This window comes from Nocardia takedensis NBRC 100417 (assembly GCF_000308695.1).
Taxonomy (GTDB): Bacteria; Actinomycetota; Actinomycetes; order Mycobacteriales; family Mycobacteriaceae; genus Nocardia; species Nocardia takedensis.
Genome location: NZ_BAGG01000066.1, coordinates 75,003 through 92,200 on the forward strand (window position 1 = coordinate 75,003; position 17,198 = coordinate 92,200).

General features: G+C 70.0%; 20 protein-coding genes, 1 pseudogene and 1 riboswitch. Of the genes and pseudogenes, 9 read left to right on the forward strand and 12 right to left on the reverse strand.

The window, feature by feature from the left end:
- The first annotated feature begins 48 nt into the window (after positions 1 to 48).
- Together ON30_RS14520 and ON30_RS14525 are read left to right on the forward strand one after the other, a co-directional pair.
- Positions 49 to 1,047: an NAD(P)H-dependent flavin oxidoreductase gene (locus ON30_RS14520; RefSeq protein ID WP_051029352.1), complete on the forward strand. Its 999-nt coding sequence runs from the start codon at positions 49 to 51 to the stop codon at positions 1,045 to 1,047.
- A gap of 1,026 nt (positions 1,048 to 2,073) precedes the next feature.
- Positions 2,074 to 2,952: an SGNH/GDSL hydrolase family protein gene (locus ON30_RS14525; RefSeq protein ID WP_051029353.1), complete on the forward strand. Its 879-nt coding sequence runs from the start codon at positions 2,074 to 2,076 to the stop codon at positions 2,950 to 2,952.
- A gap of 16 nt (positions 2,953 to 2,968) precedes the next feature.
- Here the strand turns inward: ON30_RS14525 and ON30_RS14530 are convergent.
- Both ON30_RS14530 and ON30_RS14535 read right to left on the reverse strand, forming a co-directional pair.
- Positions 2,969 to 3,711, reverse strand: a pseudogene (locus tag ON30_RS14530) (sulfite exporter TauE/SafE family protein).
- 110 nt (positions 3,712 to 3,821) lie between these two features.
- Positions 3,822 to 5,165, reverse strand: a complete 1,344-nt coding sequence (locus ON30_RS14535) for a DUF1254 domain-containing protein (protein ID WP_040707491.1) — start codon at positions 5,163 to 5,165, stop codon at positions 3,822 to 3,824.
- 129 nt (positions 5,166 to 5,294) lie between these two features.
- Here ON30_RS14535 and ON30_RS14540 point away from each other — a divergent pair, with 129 nt between their 5' ends.
- The 5 genes from ON30_RS14540 (at position 5,295) to ON30_RS14555 (ending at position 7,263) form a co-directional block, all read left to right on the forward strand.
- A complete protein-coding gene (locus ON30_RS14540) occupies positions 5,295 to 5,753 on the forward strand; it encodes an SRPBCC family protein (protein ID WP_040707493.1) in 459 nt (152 codons plus the stop codon).
- A 23-nt stretch (positions 5,754 to 5,776) separates the two neighbouring features.
- The gene (locus ON30_RS14545; protein ID WP_040707495.1) at positions 5,777 to 6,193 is read left to right on the forward strand and encodes a MarR family winged helix-turn-helix transcriptional regulator; all 417 of its coding nucleotides are present in this window, start codon (positions 5,777 to 5,779) and stop codon (positions 6,191 to 6,193) included.
- Positions 6,194 to 6,197: 4 nt separating this feature from the next.
- Positions 6,198 to 6,332, forward strand: coding sequence for a hypothetical protein (locus ON30_RS41730; RefSeq protein ID WP_281004726.1), 135 nt, complete (start codon positions 6,198 to 6,200; stop codon positions 6,330 to 6,332).
- Positions 6,329 to 6,661 carry a rhodanese-like domain-containing protein gene (locus ON30_RS14550; protein WP_040707497.1) on the forward strand — a complete coding sequence of 111 codons (333 nt, stop codon included), beginning with the start codon at positions 6,329 to 6,331 and terminating at the stop codon, positions 6,659 to 6,661. The genes ON30_RS41730 and ON30_RS14550 overlap by 4 nt, the downstream gene beginning before the upstream one ends.
- A gap of 383 nt (positions 6,662 to 7,044) precedes the next feature.
- Positions 7,045 to 7,263 carry a hypothetical protein gene (locus ON30_RS14555; protein ID WP_040707498.1) on the forward strand — a complete coding sequence of 73 codons (219 nt, stop codon included), beginning with the start codon at positions 7,045 to 7,047 and terminating at the stop codon, positions 7,261 to 7,263.
- A gap of 21 nt (positions 7,264 to 7,284) precedes the next feature.
- On the opposite strand, the gene ON30_RS14560 is transcribed toward ON30_RS14555, so the two are convergent.
- The 3 genes from ON30_RS14560 to ON30_RS14570 form a co-directional block, all read right to left on the reverse strand.
- Positions 7,285 to 7,908: a TetR/AcrR family transcriptional regulator gene (locus tag ON30_RS14560; RefSeq protein ID WP_051029354.1), complete on the reverse strand. Its 624-nt coding sequence runs from the start codon at positions 7,906 to 7,908 to the stop codon at positions 7,285 to 7,287.
- Between the two features lie 42 nt (positions 7,909 to 7,950).
- Positions 7,951 to 8,694, reverse strand: a complete 744-nt coding sequence (locus ON30_RS14565; protein ID WP_040707502.1) for an SDR family oxidoreductase — start codon at positions 8,692 to 8,694, stop codon at positions 7,951 to 7,953.
- Between the two features lie 161 nt (positions 8,695 to 8,855).
- A complete protein-coding gene (locus ON30_RS14570) occupies positions 8,856 to 9,260 on the reverse strand; it encodes a winged helix-turn-helix transcriptional regulator (RefSeq protein ID WP_051029355.1) in 405 nt (134 codons plus the stop codon).
- 97 nt (positions 9,261 to 9,357) lie between these two features.
- Here ON30_RS14570 and ON30_RS14575 point away from each other — a divergent pair, with 97 nt between their 5' ends.
- The gene (locus ON30_RS14575) at positions 9,358 to 10,185 is read left to right on the forward strand and encodes an NAD(P)H-binding protein (RefSeq protein ID WP_040707503.1); all 828 of its coding nucleotides are present in this window, start codon (positions 9,358 to 9,360) and stop codon (positions 10,183 to 10,185) included.
- A gap of 3 nt (positions 10,186 to 10,188) precedes the next feature.
- Here the strand turns inward: ON30_RS14575 and ON30_RS39155 are convergent, their stop codons facing one another.
- From ON30_RS39155 to ON30_RS14605, 7 genes are all read right to left on the reverse strand, one after another.
- Entirely contained in the window at positions 10,189 to 10,341 is a 153-nt protein-coding gene (locus ON30_RS39155) for a hypothetical protein (RefSeq protein ID WP_157183729.1), read from the reverse strand.
- A 303-nt stretch (positions 10,342 to 10,644) separates the two neighbouring features.
- Positions 10,645 to 10,842 carry a hypothetical protein gene (locus ON30_RS14580; protein WP_157183730.1) on the reverse strand — a complete coding sequence of 66 codons (198 nt, stop codon included), beginning with the start codon at positions 10,840 to 10,842 and terminating at the stop codon, positions 10,645 to 10,647.
- Positions 10,843 to 10,851: 9 nt separating this feature from the next.
- Complete coding sequence (locus ON30_RS14585; protein ID WP_051029356.1) at positions 10,852 to 11,496, reverse strand: hypothetical protein; 645 nt, start codon at positions 11,494 to 11,496, stop codon at positions 10,852 to 10,854.
- A gap of 82 nt (positions 11,497 to 11,578) precedes the next feature.
- Positions 11,579 to 11,893 carry a DMT family transporter gene (locus ON30_RS14590; RefSeq protein WP_040707507.1) on the reverse strand — a complete coding sequence of 105 codons (315 nt, stop codon included), beginning with the start codon at positions 11,891 to 11,893 and terminating at the stop codon, positions 11,579 to 11,581.
- A gap of 11 nt (positions 11,894 to 11,904) precedes the next feature.
- A riboswitch (guanidine-III (ykkC-III) riboswitch) is annotated at positions 11,905 to 11,974 on the reverse strand.
- Between the two features lie 50 nt (positions 11,975 to 12,024).
- Positions 12,025 to 14,016, reverse strand: a complete 1,992-nt coding sequence (gene ligA / locus ON30_RS14595; RefSeq protein WP_040707509.1) for an NAD-dependent DNA ligase LigA — start codon at positions 14,014 to 14,016, stop codon at positions 12,025 to 12,027.
- Between the two features lie 63 nt (positions 14,017 to 14,079).
- The gene (locus tag ON30_RS14600; protein ID WP_040707511.1) at positions 14,080 to 15,096 is read right to left on the reverse strand and encodes a hemolysin family protein; all 1,017 of its coding nucleotides are present in this window, start codon (positions 15,094 to 15,096) and stop codon (positions 14,080 to 14,082) included.
- Positions 15,089 to 16,447, reverse strand: a complete 1,359-nt coding sequence (locus ON30_RS14605) for a hemolysin family protein (protein WP_040707513.1) — start codon at positions 16,445 to 16,447, stop codon at positions 15,089 to 15,091. The genes ON30_RS14600 and ON30_RS14605 overlap by 8 nt, the downstream gene beginning before the upstream one ends.
- Positions 16,448 to 16,732: 285 nt before the next feature.
- Between ON30_RS14605 and ON30_RS14610 the strand changes: the two genes are divergently transcribed.
- The coding region (locus tag ON30_RS14610; RefSeq protein ID WP_040707515.1) for an RDD family protein at positions 16,733 to 17,198 on the forward strand (466 nt) is incomplete at its 3' end.

Genomic DNA, 17,198 nt, shown 5'->3' on the forward strand with positions numbered 1-17,198 from the left:
CGGACGGCCCGGCGCGACCGATGGCGACGGGCTGTGATGGCATACGGTATGCCCACCGCATCGCAGCCCGGCGCATACGCCGACGTCGGTTTCTCCACTCCCTGGTCGCGGGCGATGGGACTGCGCGTCCCGATCGTCAACGCGCCCATGGGCGGCGTCGCGGGCGGACCGTTGGCCGCGGCCGTCACCGCGGCGGGCGGACTCGGCATGATCGGCATGGGCAGCAGCGGGTCCGCGGCCGCGCTGCGGCGCGAACTCGACCGTCGCGCACCGGGGGGCGGCCCGTTCGGCATCGGTCTGGTCGACTGGGTGCTCGCCGCCGACCCGGACCTGCTCGAGGTCGCGATCGACGCGCGACCGGCGCTGATCGCGGTCGGCTTCGGCGCGGAGCACGCGTGGGTCGACCGCGTGCGCGCGGCGGGCATCCGCACCGCCACCCAGGTGTATTCCGCCGCCGACGCGCGCCGCGCCGAGGACGCCGGGGTCGAACTGCTCGTCGCCCGCGGGTCGGAGGGCGGGGGACACGGGTCGGCGGCCATGTCTACCCTGCCGTTGCTCGACGCCGTGCTCTCGACGGTGTCGACGCCGGTGCTCGCGGCGGGCGGCATCGGTTCGCCCGCCTCGCTCGCCGCGGTGCTGGTGGCCGGGGCGGCGGGCGCGTGGTTGGGCACGCATCTGGCCGTCTGCCCGGAGTCCGACCTGTCGGAGGCGGGCCGCCGCGCGATGCTCGCGGCCGACGGCGCCGACACCGTGCTCACAACCCTCCACGACATCGCCTTCGACTATCCGTGGCCCGCCCGTTTCCCGGCGCGAGTCCTGGCCACCGAGGCGACGCGGCGGTGGGCCGGTCGCGAGGAATCCCTGCGCGCCGATCCGGAGGCCCGCGCCGCCTTGGTCGCCGCGATCCGCGCCGACCCGGCCGCCGTCCCGGTCGACGCGGGGCAGGGCGTGGGAATGATCACCTCCGTCGCGCCGGTCGCCGAGGTAATCGGGCGACTCTGCGCCGGCGCGGTCGAGTTGCTGGTCCCGTCGCCCGGCGGGCGGTAGCGCGCCGCCCGGCGGGCGGTAGCGCGCCGCCCGGTGGGACCGCGCCGCGTCCTCGAGCGCGCGAGTCGGTGCGGATTCGATATTCCGGCGGGGGAACGCCGGGGGTTCGCCTGTCGAATATTCACGGAGAATAAATTCGACCACTCGAAATAGATGCGACGTTCGGTCACGGTCGCGCGATCGGGGGAGAGGTGACACGACCCCCGAGCGGGTAGCTACCCGGTGCCGCTCGGGTGAAACAGCTCCCGGCGAACAAAACCACCGCGCAGGGAGCCGGGTGGGATTCCGAACCGCGTCGACCTGAGGGCGGCTCAACGCGCCCACGGGTCCGCTGTCGGTCGGATTGCCTGGCCCGGAACTCGATTCGAGCCCGGTTCACCGTCGTGGCGGCTCTCGGGAGACGGTCGCGGTCGCGGATTCGGACACCGATAACGGGCACCGGGTAGGTCGCTCGACGGAATTCCGGGTCGGATGAACGACAAATTCGAAACAATTGATCACTCCTTTCTTTGAAAAGAAAGGATTCAGATCAAGGATTGATAACAACGCTTCTGTAGGGCTTTATCCGGAGAATGGATTCGGTTTAGCGTTTAGGTGTCGCTGAACGGCGGCGCAGGTGGGGAAAGGCTCCACCGTGACAGAGAAAAGGGGAATCTCATGGATATCATCGGTGACCTGCTCGCACTGCTCGTCGGGTTGCTGGGCTCGCTGAGCTCGGACTCCTGACACTCGCACGCCCCTGTTCGGACCGACGATCCAGCTCGCTTCGGCGAGCTGGATCGTCGGCGTGTGTTTCGAATCAGGGTGAGCGCACCGCTCGCGCGGCGCGGGCACCGAGTGGTCGACTCCTCGGGAACGTGCGACGATCCGTGCGCCGTCCGAGATCGATGAGAGAACACCGCGATGAGAACCGCCGCCCCGCGCACCCGCATCCCCGCCGAGAACGCCGATTCGGCGCGTCCGGCGGACACGCACTCGCCGCGTGGCGTCCACACCTCGCCCTCCGCCTGATCCACGGCGGTCGCGATGCGGGGAGAACGGGCTCGTCTGTTGGTGCTGCGGGCCTTGGGCCTACCGGTGGCGGCCCTGGTGCTCGCGGTCGGCACCGGCACCTCCGACCCGAGCGCCGTCGAATACGTCGCCCTGGGGGACTCGCGGGCCGCGGCCCCCGACACCGAGATCGGCTCGGGATCCGACGGTTGCGGGCGCAGCGGCCAGGGCTATCCGGTCCACTTGGCCCGCGCCCTGCGCCCGCACAGCTTCCTCGACGTCACCTGCGCGGGCGCCACGTCGGCCAACGTGCTGAGCGCCGATCAGCCCACCACCGACCGCGCGGGGCGCGGCCATCGCGCGCGCCCGCAGATCTCCGCGCTGAACGCGAGCACCACCCTGGTGACGATCAGCATCGGCGGCAACGATCTGCGGTGGTTCGAGCTGATCTCGTCCTGCTTCCCGCCCGCGCGCACCGTCGATGCCGCCTGCCGGTCCGATCCCGAAGTGCGCGAGCGGATCCGGCGGCGTCTGGCCGAACTCACCGACAAGATCGACGCCGACCTCGACGCCATCGTCGCCCGCGCTCCCCGCGCGCGGGTCGTGGTGGTCGGCCACGGCGGTATCTACGGACTCGACGGCTGCTCCGCCGCCACCTTCAGCCCGCTCGACGCCGCGTGGGTCGCCGACTTCTTCGGCAGTGTCGACGCGGTGCTGCGCGGGCAGGCCCACGCGCACCACGCGCTGTTCGTCGACGTGCGCGCCGCCGCCGCGGGCCACGAAGCCTGCGCGCCGGTGGAGCAACGCTGGTTCGCGGGCAACGAACCCAGCGGCACCACGCCCGTCCGCCATCCGACCGCCCTCGGCGGCCGGGCCATCGCCGATCTGATCGCCGCCGCCCTGCCCGAGCGGTGAGGCCCGCTCCCGACGCTCAGCTCAACGCGAGGTGGATCGCCAGACCCGTCCCGCACACCGCGACCGCGACCCGCACCACCGTCGGCGGTAGCCGCGCCACGACCGGGGGGCCGCACCACCCGCCCGCGAACGCGCCCACGGCCATCGCGGCGGCGGCGAGCCAGTGCACGGGTCCGAACACGGCGAACCCGAGCGCGGCGACGAGATTGGCGACGCCGGTGAGCAGACTCTTCAGCACACCCGCCTGCCACACCGTCGACGAGGTGCACACCAGGATCAGCGCCAGGAACATCACTCCGGCCCCCGCGCCGAAGTAGCCGCAGTACACGGCCGTGGCGAAGACTCCCACGGGGTAGAGCAGGGGAAAACGCCGCTGTCCGGCCAACTCCCGCAGTTTCGGCTGCACGAGCAGGCTCAGCGAGGTGGCGGCGAGCAGGAACGGCACGACCGACTCGAAAGCGTCGGCGGGTGTGCACAGCAGCAGCGCCGCCCCCGCGCCGCCGCCGAGCGCCGAGAGCGCCGCGTGCCGCAGGACCGTGCGGGTCTGCTCGGCGTGGGCCGCGCCCGCTTTGGCCGTGGAACCCACCCCCACGGCCACCATCGCCACGGTGTTGGTGACGTTGGCCGTCACCGGGGGCAGGCCGACGGCCAACAGCGCCGGATAGGAGATCAACGAGGCGATCCCGGTGACGTAACGTAGCCGATCAGTCCCGCGAAGAACCCCGCGACGGCGATCACGCCGAGAGTGAGAACGCTCACCGACTCGTCACGTCCGCCCGGCCCCCACCTTCGCTCATCGACGTATCACGCAAGGATTCTGCGTCGTCGGGCGCGCGGAGGCCAGGGTTGCGCTCGGCGTGATCCGGGGATCAGGCGCGGCGCAGCGGCGGCGGCGTCCAGCCGCCCTGCAACACCGCCGGGCGCGGCGCGTACAGGCGCATCGTCACCCCGAGCGGCCCGCGCGGCGCGGGCAGCCAGTTCGACACCCGGTCCTCGGCGGGCCGCTCGCGTTGCAGATACAGGTCCAGCGAGCCGTCGGCGTTGTAGGTGAGCTCGTCGCGGTCGCCGAGAGCGAACCGGTCGAGTTCGTTGGCTACCTGGAACCCCTCCTCGTCGTACATGGTGACCGACCAGAACGCCTCGACCGGCGGCAGCGCGTCGGCGTCGAAATGCAGGACGTAGTCGTTGTCGCCCACCAGCGGCGACCCGTCGGCGTCGGTGATCGCGAGCGGATAGACCGCGTCCTCGGGCACATTGGCTCCCAGGCCGATCATCGACACGATGGCCCGCTTCAGGTAGAAGTCGCCGTAGACCCCGATGGAGTCCAGGTTCATCTGCCACCCGTCGACGACGTCGGCCAGGCGCGGCGTCATCCGCCGCATGAGGGTCTGGGCGTCGGCGGGGACCGTCTCGAGCGCGTCGCGCAGCGCCGGGTCCAGCGCCGCGTGGTCGAAACTCTCGCCCGCCACGATCCCGATCCGCCGCAGCCGCTCCAGCGTCGACCAGTCGGTGACGTGCGCCGGATGCTGTTTCAGCAGGTCCGCCGCGAGGCCGAAGTACTCGGCCGCCGAGAGCGCGTTGACCTGGTTCAACGGCGGAGTCGTCATATCGACCGAAGGATCGCTCGCCGCGCTCGGGGCTTGCTCCGCCGCGCCGACCCGCGACAGCGGCGTGATACGCAGACCGTCCTGGATCGCGTGCACCGTCGGGTAGTCGGCGGGCCCGTTGGTCTGGACGCGCCCGATGATCCACACCAGCGGCGTCGGCGCGCGCACCACCTCGTACCGGTCGGGCACCTCGCCGTGCCAGTGCGGCCCGACCAGCGCGTACTCGTGCGCGCCCGTCCCGCTGGTGCGCTTGCCGGGCACGCAGAACGCGTCGGTCCACATGTCGTAGATCGGCAGCAGGTAGTAGCGACCGCCGGAATCGGGCACCGACACCACCATCGGCTCCTCGGACAGATCCAGCCAGGCCGTGGAGTACAGCGTGTCGAAATTGGGCCGCACCACCGCACGGAAATCGGCGGTCGGGAACGCCCGCACATGGGAGAAGGTGTTCATCGGCCCGAATCCCGGCCGCTGTCCCGGCGGCAGATTCGTCATCTGGCGACGGGTGATCTCCATCGTCAGCAGCGGATAGAAGTACACGTAGCCTTCGACGCCGACGGCGTGGGCCTCCTCGGCCGAGAGCGACGCGGTGAGCGGAACCGACATGGCAGACCTCCGGGTGTCGTGGCAACCGCCCCGAGCGTGGCCCGGCGGCCCTGCCGTGTCCTCACCCCGACGGGGTGAACCGGCTCACCCGCCGCGCCGACCCGATCCCCGCCGTGTTTGTATCGGGTAATGACCGAAAGCAGTGCAGAATCGCGCGTCGTCTCCGCCGAGCGGGAGATCGCGGCGCCCGCCGCGACGATCTTCGAGCTCATCGCCGACCCGGCTCGCCAGCCCGAATGGGACGGCAACGACAACTTGGCCGAATCCGGTGCGGGACAGCGCGTGCGGGCTGAAGGCGCGGTCTTCGCCACCACCCTCACCAACGGCGCCGTGCGCCACAACCACGTGGTCGAATTCGAGGAAGGCCGCCGCATCGCCTGGCTGCCCGCCGAACCCGACAACACGCCGCCCGGCCACCTGTGGCGCTGGGAACTCGCCCCCGCCGCCGACGGCCGAACCCTGGTCACCCACACCTACGACTGGACGAACTTGACCGACCCCAAACGTGAGATCCGCGCTCGCGCCACCACTCCCGACAAACTCCGCGCTTCCCTGGACAACCTCGCCTCCGCCGCCGAAGAAGCCTGACCGGGAGTCGGTAGCCTGCCCTCATGTCGGAGCCGCCCGCTTTCAGCCCCACTGTCATGTTGCTGACGCTGAGTCGGGTGTGGGAGGCCGAATACACCGAGGCGCTCGAACCGCTGGGGTTGACGGTCCGCCGGTACGGATTGCTCGGCCACATCCGCGGGAGCGCGGGCATCTCGTTCAGCGAGTTGGCCCGTCGATCGCGCATCACCGTGCAGAGCGCCCACACGGCGGTGGCGACGTTGCGCAAGGCGGGCCTGGTCGACGACGGGACCGCCCACGCGGGCGCGGCCTCCACGCTGCGGGTGACCGAGGCGGGCGCGGCGCTGCTGGTCCGGGCCGCCGAGGTGGTGGCCCGGCTCGACGCGGAGTTCGCCGCTCGCCACCCCGAGGTGACCCGGGCCCTGCGGGAGGCGATGACGCGAGACCTTCAGCTAGACTGAAGGTATGTACTCCGTATCGCTGACCGTCCGTGTGGTGACGGGCTTCCACTTCCCGGGTTCGATTCCTCGTCACGCGCCGGTGCTCGGGTCGGGGCGTTCCGTGACCGCCGCGCGACCGATGCGGGTGCGCCGCCCGTGAGTTTCCGACATTTCCTGCGCCGCCCGCCCGCGATTTCGGCCGCCGAAGCGATCCGACTGGTCGCCGAGGGCGCACTCGTCATCGATGTCCGCCGCGATTTCGAATGGAATCGCGTACACATTCCCGACGCGGTGCACATTCCCCTGGAACGGTTGGCCGAAGAATGCGGCGAACTACCCGAGGATCGTCTGCTCATCACCTTCTGCACGGGCGGTCTGCGGTCCGCCGGTGCGGCCAATCTGTTGGTGGAGAACGGTTTCCAGGCCGTGAACATGAGCCGAGGACTCATCGACTGGCGTGCGGCGGGCGGGCCGCTGGCCGACCGTTGATCGGGCGCTCGAACGATCCTCCGTTATCGACCGGAGTTTCTCCGAGGCCGGTGTAGAAACGGTTGCCTTTCTCTCTCGGTGCCCCTACGATCGCGCCCGGTTGTTTCCGGCGTGGCACTGTGCGATCACACGAAAACAACGACTCCGAATTCGGAGAAATACCTTCCATGACCGTATGGATTTCGATGCCGCACAGCCTGTAGATTTCAGACGGTACGCCCTGTGAATTCGTTCCGGGAAGCACGACCGGATATCCCGCGACGAATACGTGTGTGGACGACGCGGTCGGTCCCGTCGCCACCGGAACAGAAAGTCCTGTCCATGAGCCCGACGAACGACGTGTCCGTGCCCGCTGTCCAGCACCCCGACAGCTGAGGCGTCCCGTGCCCGAACAGGTCCTCAAGCACATCAGAATCCAGGTCGGCGCGCTGATCATGGATTACGTGGCCTGTCCGGCCCAGGCCGACGACGTCCGCCGCCTGCTGCTGGAATGTCACGGCGATCTCGACATCTCCGTCGTCATCGACGACGAATTGCGCCCCGACCTCGCGCCGTTGCCGTGTTCGAGGCTGTGGGAGGGCGCGGCGGTGGCCGAGGTCTGAGCGGGTCAAGGTCTGAGCGGGTCAGTCGCGGGTCGTCGCGCCCGAGAGCGCCAGCACCACCGCGGTCGCGGATTCGGCCAACTGCTCCCGCGTGATCGTCAGCCTGCCGTCGGACCAGTCCAGATACAGCGCGACCAGCGCGCCGCTCAGCGCGGTCGCGATGACGGCCAGATCGTCCTCGTGGTTCGGCATGAGTTCGTCGGCCCCCGCGCCGAGCGCCGGGATGACCGCGCGCAGGAAGGCGGGCACACGGTCGGCGCTGTGACGGCGCAGGATGTCGTCGGCCAGCGGTTCGCGCAACAGGATTCGCGCGCGGCGCGGGTCCTCCTCGAAGTAGTCGCCGCAGATGCGGAACACCGCGCGGATCGTCTCGCGCAACCCGGCCGCGATGTCCACGACGGCGAGGCGTTCGAGCAGTCCGGCCTCGACCCGGTCGTAGACGGCGACGATCAGGTCCTCGCGCGAACGGAACGTCTCGTAGAAGTAGCGCGGGCTCAGATTCGCCTCGCGCACGACCGCGCGCATCGTGACCGCCGGAACCCCGCCCGCGCCCAGCAGTTCCACGCCGACGGTCAGCAGTTGTTCGCGCCGGTCGTTGGACCGGTCGTGCAGCGTCTGCCCGCGCCACAACTTCGGAGAGGTCATACCGCGATGCTCCCACGGATGTGTCGACATCGCGGCTGCGCGTCACTGCCGCGCGAGCCATTCCGACAGGGACGTCCCCGAAAGCCACGCGTCCGGGCCGGGGGTCAGGCTCTCCGTGTCCAACACCGCGCCGAAGTACGGCGCGTCCGGGTCGGTGACGACCTCGCGCCGATCCGAACGCGCCGCCAGCACCGTGCGGATCCACTCGTCGAGTCCGAACACCTCCGGCCCGCCCACCTCCAGCGCTCCGTTCACCGGCGTGCCCGTCGCCGTGCGGCCGACCGCCGCCGCGACATCGTCGGCGGCCATCGGGCGCACGTGCGCTCCCGAGAGACGTACCGTGCCGTCGACGGTCGCGGAATCCGCGATGGCCCCGGCGAACTCGAAGAACTGCGTGGCGTGCACGAGCGAATGCGGCAGCCCCGATCCGGCGATCAGTTCCTCCTGCGCCACTTTGGCCCGGAAGTACCCGGACTCCGGCAGCCGGTCGGTGCCCACCACCGACAGCGCGACGTAGTGACCCACCCCCGCCGCGCCCGCGGCGTCGAGCAGTGTCGTGGTGGAGGTGCGGAAGAACTCCAGCACCTCGGCGTCGGCGAAGGACGGCGAATTCGACACGTCGATCACGACCTGCGCGCCGTCGAGTGCCTCCTTCACCCCCTCGCCGGTGAGCGCGTTCACGCCCGTGCTCGGCGCGGCCGCGACCGCCTCGTGGCCGCGCTCGCCCAGTCCGGCGACCACCTTCGAGCCGATCAGTCCGGTACCACCGATGACGACGATCTTCATCTCGAGTCCTTCCGGTCGGGTATTTCCAGGGGGCGTCACGATCGCCGACGGCGAGGACCATGCGGCCGCAGAGGTCGTGACGGTGATTCGTCCTACATCCGGCGCCTTCATTCTCTGCGCACGGCCCACCGCGTTCAACAGGCTCGCCGGGCCTCACGGCCTCAGTGTCGGGTTCGGGCGTCGTAGCGCTCGCGCGCCTTCTCCACCTCCGCGAGGTTGCCGGACCAGGCGCTGAGGGCGGCGAACAGCGGGGACAGGCTGCGGCCGAGGTCGGTGATCGCGTAGACGACGCGCGGCGGGACCTCGGCGTGATAGGTGCGTTCGACCAGGCCGTCGCGCTCGAGTTGGCGCAGGCGTTCGGTCAGGACCTTGGGCGTGATCGTGGCGATGCGGCGCTGCAACTCCACGAAGCGGTGCGGTCCGTGTTCGTGCAGCACCCACAGGATCGGCGTGGTCCAGCGCGAGAAGACCACGTCCACCACCGGGGCGATCGGACACGCCTGTTCGGGTGCGGCGTCGGGAGCGGGCCGCCAGGTGGCGGCCCCGTCGGTCGTGTCGCTCGTCACAGTGCTCCCTCGGGCCGATACTTTCCTCTAGGTACCTACTATCTCCAGAATAGTAACGTCGCTCGCGTCCACGGAAACACAACGGAGAGCGACCATCATGATCGTGGTGACCGGAGCAACCGGAAATATCGGAAAGACCTTGGTGCGCAGTCTGATCGAGGCGGGGGAGAAGGTGACCGCCGTCTCCCGGTCGGTCACCGCGGCGGATGTGCCCGAGGGCGTCGCGCACCGGCGGGCCGACCTCGCGCGCCCGGCCGAGTTGACTCCCGCACTCGACGGAGCCGAAGCGCTGTTCCTGCTGACCTCCGGCGAATTCGTCGCATCGGGAACCGATCTCGGCGAAGTGCTGGAAGTCGTGCGGCGGGCGGGCGTGCGGCGGGTGGTGATGCTGTCCTCCCAGGGCGTCGGCACCGGACGGCATCCCACGGCCTTCGAGGACATCGTCACGGGCGGCGGTCTCGACTGGACGATCCTGCGGCCGGGCGGATTCGCCTCCAACGCGACGCAGTGGGCGGCTTCGATCCGGACGGACCGGACTGTCGCCGCACCGTTCGCCGACGTCGCGCTGCCCGTCATCGATCCCGACGACATCGCCGAGGTCGCCGCGCTGGCCCTGCGCGCGGACGGACATCACGGCCGGACCTACGTCCTGACCGGTCCCGCGCCGATCTCGCCGCGCCGCCAGGCCGAAGTGCTCGGTGACGTGCTCGGCGAACCGGTGCGTTTCATCGAACTCTCGCGGGCCGAGGCCGCCGCGCGGATGGGGGAGTTCATGCCCGCCCCCATCGTGGCGGCGACCCTGGACATCCTCGGGTCGCCCGTTCCCGCCGAACAGCGGGTCAGTCCGGATGTCGAAGGTCTGCTCGGCCGTCCCGCCAGGACTTTCGCCGACTGGGCCGCGCGGCACGCGACCTCGTTCCGCTGAGCGTCAGCCCAGGACGGCCCGCGCCGCCTCGGCGGTGGTCCGCAGGGTGCCGATCTGGTCCTCGCCCAGGGCGAAGATCCCCACTTGACTCGCCCCGACCTCGAGGGTGTGTCGGATGCCCGCCGCCACCGCGGCGGGATCACCGTGCAGGACCAAGGCGTCGATGAGGCGGTCGCTGCCCGGTTCGGCCAGATCGGCGTCGGTGAAGCCGATGCGGCGCAGGTTGGCGTTGTAGTTGCTGACGTGCGCCGCCGGCTTGCTGACGTGAAACCGACTCCCCCCGCGTCCGCATCCTCCCGCTCGACCCCCCGATCGCGATCACCGGCAGCGTCGTCACCGCCGAACACCCCTCCGACCAGGCCACCTGCACCTACGCCTGCGCCGTCGCCGCCTTCAGCGACGCCACCCCCTGACCGACCTCACCCGCCGCCGGCAACCGCGGCCAACGGCGGAGGGGGTTCATCCGTCGCCCGCGGCGAACAAGGGTTCGCCGGCACGGGCGGCGGCGAGGGCGCGGCGGGCGTCGACCCAGCCGTTCTCGTCGAACAGTCCGGCGGCGAAGACCTGGGGGACTTCGGTTCTGGTGAGGGTAACGGTCGGCCAACGCGAAAGGTTCAGTGTTTCATCGGCTTCGGAGAACGGCATCCTGGTCCACACGAGCGCACATTATGCCTGCCCGGCGACGACGGTCCGCGCGAGCGGTGTCCGGGGACGCGGCCCGTCCGATCCGTAGCGGGCGCGCGCCACCAGCACCACGATCAGGGTGAGCAACGCGAAGATCGGGGTGGGGCGGCCGGTCGTGGCGAACATCACGAGATCGGCGACCAGCGCGAACGGAGCCGCCACGATCACCGGAACAGGCGGCACCGGGGCACGCGTCGGTCGTCGCGGCACCCGCCCCCACGGTTTGACCACCGACAGCAACCCTTGGAACGCGATCAGCGACGCCATGACCACCGTCATCACGATCAACTGCGGCCGAGGGTCGGCCCCCGCCGTGTTCAACCAGGGCGACAACACGAAGATCCCGATCACCAACTGCGCGACGGTGATCACGAACTTCACCAGCACCCATCGGTGCAGGAAGAAGCCGTACGGGGTGGTCGCCGACAACAGGAACCCGGACGCGGCCGAACAATTGGCGGACGCGACCAGGATCGTGGTGTCGAGCAGATGCGCGGCCGCGGTACCCGCCGCGTCGCGTTGGACCAGCAGCACCGTCAGTGCCATGGCCTGACTCATCCAGCCGACCGAGGACAGGATGTGCAGCCACAGCAGGAACTGTCGGGCGCGACGCGGCAAAGGACTCATGGACACCCGCCGACGGTGTCACGGCGACGCGCGCTCGGACATCGGGGAAGTCCCTGGTTTCAGCCCTGACAACTCGCCGAGGTCAGTGCGCGAGTTTCAGCCCCAGTACGCCGCCGGTGATCATCAGCAGGAACAACCCCTGCGACAGGGACAGCGTCTGCTCACCGGTGACGGACGCATAGGCGATCGTGAGCACCGCGCCGATGCCGACCCACACCGCGTAGGCGGCGCCCACGGGCAGATCCCGCATGGCATAGGCCAATCCGCCCATACTCGCGACGAGCGCCACGACGAACACCGCCGCGGGCACCGCTCTGGTGAACCCTTCGGACTTGCCCAACGCGGTGGCCCACACCGCTTCCAGCACACCGGAGAGCACCAAGACGATCCACGACATGACTAGCCTCCCGTGGGCCGTCTTGTCGCGCGCCGGGTACAGCACCCCTCGTCCGGAAGCCGGAATTGTTACCGGCTCATGTCCAAATTCTCACACCCCGCCCCGGCCGGCAATGTCAGACCGATCACCGCTCACGCGATGTTGGCGTCGATGAGGAGTTTCCAGATCTCGCCCTGGTCCACCACCTCGACGCCGAGTTTTTCGGCTTTGGCGAGTTTGCTGTCGCCGACGCCCGCGCCGGTGATGAGCATGTCGGTGTTGGCCGAGACCGAGGAGGCGGCCGTCGCGCCGGCTTTCTCGCACAGGCGTTGGAAGGTGGGGCGGGCGACCTTCTCGCCGGAGCGCGGGTCGCTGATCGCGCCGGTGATGACCACCGTCTTGCCCGCCAGGGGCGCGCCCGCGGCGATGACCGGGGGCAGGTCTTCCTCCCGGACGTCGAGGGAGACGCCGTTGGCGCGCAGGCGTTCGAGTTCGGGGCGCAGGCGGGTGAGGTGGGCCAGCAGGGAGGCGGCGACCTTGGGGCCGATGTCCTCGACGGCGACGAGTTTCTCCTCGCCCGCGTCGGCGATCTCCTCCAAGGAGCCGAATCCGGAGCGCGCGAGGCGGGCGGCGGTGCCGTCGGAGGCCATCGGGATCGCCAGGCCGATCAGCGCCCGGCGCAACCCGACCTGGCGACTGGCGTCGATGGAGTCGATCATGCGGGCGGCCGAAACCTCACCGATGCGGTCGAATTCGAGCAGGCGCTCCTTGGTCAGGGTGTAGAAGTCCGAGGGGTTCTCCAGGATGCCCGCCTCGGCCAGTCGCTCGATCCACACCGGTCCGACGGCGTCGATGTCGGCGGCCGCGCGCGAGGCCCAGTGCACCAGTCGGCGCACCGTCTGCGCGGGACAGGACATGTTGGTGCAGAACAGTTCCCGGCTGTTGCCCTGTTCGGTGACGGGCTGCTTGCACGACGGGCACACCGTGGGCGGATCGATGTCGATCTCCTCGCCCGTGCGCTTGGCGGCGTCGAGAACACCGGCGACGTAAGGGATCACGTCGCCTGCGCGGCGCACCAGCACGGTGTCGCCGACCTTGATGTCGCGGGCTTTGATGACCTCCTGGTTGGCCAGTGTCGCCTTGGTGACGGTGGTGCCGCCGACGAACACCGGTTCCAGCCAGGCGACGGGGACGATCTTGCCGGTCTTGCCGACGTCCCAGATCACTTCGCGCAGCAGGGTCGTCTTCTCCTCGGCCGCGAACTTGAACGCCAGTGCGCCGCGCGGGGAGTTCGAGCGGGTGCCCGCGGCGGCGTAGGCGTCGCGGTCGGCCAGGCGCAGGACCGCGCCGTCGATGTCGTAGTCGAGGTCGTTGCGGGTGCTCTCGACCTCCGTGATCGCGGCCTGCGCCTGCTCGGCGTCGGTGGACAGGCGCATCTCCGCGCCCGCGACGCCGAGCGCGTGTAAGCCTTCGGCCAGGTCGACCGCCGCGCCGCCGTCGGAGGTGTCCAGGTCGAAACCGAAGAACTGGAGCCTGCGTTCGGCCACGGTGGCCGGGTCCTTGGCGCGCAAGGTGCCCGCCGCGGCGTTGCGTGGATTGATCAGGGGTTTGTCCGGGTGCGCGGTGTTGTAGGCGAGGAATGTGGAGCGCAGCATCACCGCTTCGCCGCGCACCTCGACCCGCCCCGGCACCTCGATCCGGTCGGGGACGCCGTCGACCAGTGCGCGGACCAGCACGGTCACGTCGTCACCGGTGGTGCCGTCGCCGCGGGTGATGGCGCGGGTGAACCGGCCGTCCTCGAACACCAGGGCCAGCGACAGCCCGTCCAACTTGGGCATCACCACGACGGGTTGACCGGGGAAGCGGTCGAAGAAGGCCGCGACCTGTTCGGGTGTCGTGGCCTTCTCCAGCGACAGCATCGGCCGCGAATGCCGGATCGGCGCGTGCAGCACCCCGGGCGCGCCGACCTGATCCAGCGGGTTCGGGTCGGGCGCGAGGTCGGGACGCTGCTGGATCAGGCCGCGCAACTCGTCCTCGATCACGTCGTATTCGGCGTCGGCGACCAGCGGCGACCCGCGATAGTAGGCGTCGCGCAGCGCGACGATGCGGTCCGCGAGTTCTCGGATCTGTTCCCCAATGTCCACGGCGCAGACGCTACCGCCCCGCACCGACACCCCCGCGCAACGCCGAGCGAACCGCGCGTGTGGTCACGGCACGGTGGGCGTCGGCATCAGGCGGCGCAGGATGTCGGTGAGCGTGATCACCCCCAGCGGGGTCGCGGGGTCCTCGCCGTAGACCACGGCGAGGTGGTTGCGCGAGTTCTGGATGGTGTCGAGGACCTGGTAGGCGGGTGTGTCGGCGCGCAGCGTCAACAGCGGGCGCATCAGATCGCGGGCGCGGGTCTCCGGCGGCGCGGCCAGGGTGTCGCGGACATGGACCACGCCCTGGTATCCCTTCGGCCCGCCGACCAGCAGACGCAGGTGACCGCCGCGATCGGCCGCCCGCTGGATCTCCGCCGTGGTCGCGTCCTCGGGCACCGCGCACGGATCGCGGTCGGGGCGCAGGAGCTCCCCGACGGTGCGGTCACGCAACTCCAGCGCCGCGGCCAGGCGTCGATGGTCGTTCGGGTCCAGCGTCCCGGCGTCGGCGGAATGGTCGACGAGTTGCCGCAACGCGTCGGGGTCCTGCCCGTCGGCCACTTCGTCGACCGGATCGACGCCTACCCTGCGCAGGCAGCGGTTCGCGAGATCGTTGAGCACGGCCAGCAGCGGGCGGGTCGCCCACATGAACGCGCGCATGGGCAGCGCAAGCAGTACCGCCGACCGCTCCGGATGCGCGATGGCCCAGGACTTCGGGGCCATCTCGCCGACGACCAGGTGCAGGAAGGTGACGATCAGCAGGGCCAGGACGAAACCGCCCGCGTCCGCCAGTCCGGGCGGTGCGCCCCACCCGTCGAACAGCGGCGTCAACCAGTGGTGCACGGCGGGTTTGGTGATCGCGCCCAGTGCCAGCGTGCACACTGTGATGCCCAACTGTGAACCCGCCAGCAGCACCGACAGTTCGGACGCGCTGCGCAGGGCGGCGCGCGCGGCGGCGCTGTTGTCGGCAAGATCCTCGAGACGGTGCCTGCGGGCCGCGATGAGGGCGAATTCCACGGCGACGAAGAACGCGCTGGCCGCGATCAGCGCCACGGTGACCGCGATCACCACCCACGGGCTATCCACGGGCCTGTCCTTCCTCGACGGTGACCAGCAGCGCGGTCGGCACGTGTTTGGCGACCCCGCGGACCTCCGCGCGCACGGTGCGCGGCGCGGGCGGCGGATCGGCGAGCAGGTCGGCCGGACGCGGCGCGACCGCGATCCGCACGACCGCGCCGATATCGGGCAGACCGCCGAATTCCGCGATGACCAGTCCGGCGAGGGTCTCGTGGTCGCCGTCGGGCAGTCGGTGACCGATCACCCGCTCGACCTCGTCCAGATGGGCGGCGCCCGGAATCCACCAACCGTCCGCGACCCGGCGGATCTCGGCGGGATCGGCGGGCGGATCGTGTTCGTCGGCCAATTCGCCCACCAGTTCCTCGGCCAGATCCTCGACGGTGAGGATGCCGGCGAATCCGCCGTATTCGTCCACCACCAGCGCCATCTGCTCCCCGGATTCGGTCAGCCGCGCCAGTACCTTCGGCAGCGCGAGTGAATCGGGCACCACCACCGCCGGTCGGGCGTGATCGGCGGCGACACCGGTCGATTCCGGGCCGAGCAGGTCGGGCAGGTGCACGATGCCCAGGAGGTCGTCGCTGGTCTCGCCGATCACGGGGTAGCGGGTGTGGCCCGCGGCCATGCGTGCCCGCACGTCGCCGATGGGCGTACCCGCCGCGACGGTGTCGACCAGCGGTCGCGGGATCATCGCGTGTTCGGCCGCGCGGGTCGGGAAGTCCAGGATGCGGTCCAGCAGCATCGACAACTCGGCGGGCAGTTCTCCCGCGCGGCGCGAGGCGGCCACGATGTGGGCCAGATCGCGCGGAGAGGCCGAATGTTCGACGTCGTGCACCGGTTCGATCCGGATCGCGCGCAACAACAGGTTCGACGCCTGGTCGAACAGCTTGATCAACCAGCCGAAGACCTTCAGGTACACGGTGGTGGACAGCGCCAGGCGCAGCGCCACCGGTTCGGGGCGGGCGATGGCGAGATTCTTCGGGAACAATTCGCCGAAGACCATCTGCACCGCGGTCGACAGCAGGATCGCGAACACCGCGCCGATCCCCACCGCGACCCCGAGCGGGATGCCCGTGTCCTCGAGCAGATCGCCGACGCCGCGTCCGATCAGCGGCTCTGCTACGTAACCGACCAGTAGTCCGGTGACCGTGATGCCCAACTGCGCGCCCGACAACATGAACGACGTTCGTCGCGTGACGCCCAACGCGCGCTCCGCGCCGGCGTCGCCCGCTGCGGCGCGCGCTTTCAAACGGGAGCGGTCCACCGCCATGTAGGCGAATTCCTGGGCGACGAAATACCCGGTGAACGCGGTGATCGCGACGACGACGGCGATACCGAGCAGCACGCCGGCGACGGTCAGCACGATCGTGCCTTCGCGCCGCGGGGCTCACCGGAAGGGGGGAGGGGTCTTCGACGGCGCGATCGGCGCTTCATGACCTGCTTTCCTTGTTGGCGGATCGACTACTACCGAGAATAGGACATCACGGCCGGGTCGGCAGCGGGGCGGGTGCCGGGAGATAACCATCTCGTAGCGGCGCGTCGCATCCCGGGACATCCACGCGCCGGGTCCTCGACACTGAAGGGTGCTCGACCGCGCGGTGGGCACCCCGGCTCCCGGTCGGTCGCACACTCGAACCGAGGAGGAACGATGACCGCAGGTGGATACGATCCGGCGTTGGGACAGACGGTCGGCGCGACACCGGCCGGGATCGGCGGACGCGCCGTAGCGCGCTTCGTCGACTGGATCATCGCGGGCATCATCGGGGCCGTTTTCTTCTGGCTGCTCAACAGTGTCGCGGATCTACCGGAATGGGTGTCGGTCCTGCCGGGCGCGGGATTCGGCTTCCTCTACTTCGTCTTCTTCGAGGTGCTCACCGGTTCCACGCCGGGAAAGAAGATCCTCAACCTGCACGTGCGCGGGTCCGGTGGCGCGGACAAACCCAACGTCAAGGATTCGGCGCTGCGCAACGGATACATGCTGCTGAACCTGATCCCCTGGGTCGGCGGTGTGCTGTGGTTCGTCGCCGCGATCGCCATCGCGGTCACCGTCAGTTCGAGCCCGACCAAGCAGGGTTTCCACGACCGGATCGCGGGCGGCACCCAGGTCGTCAAGC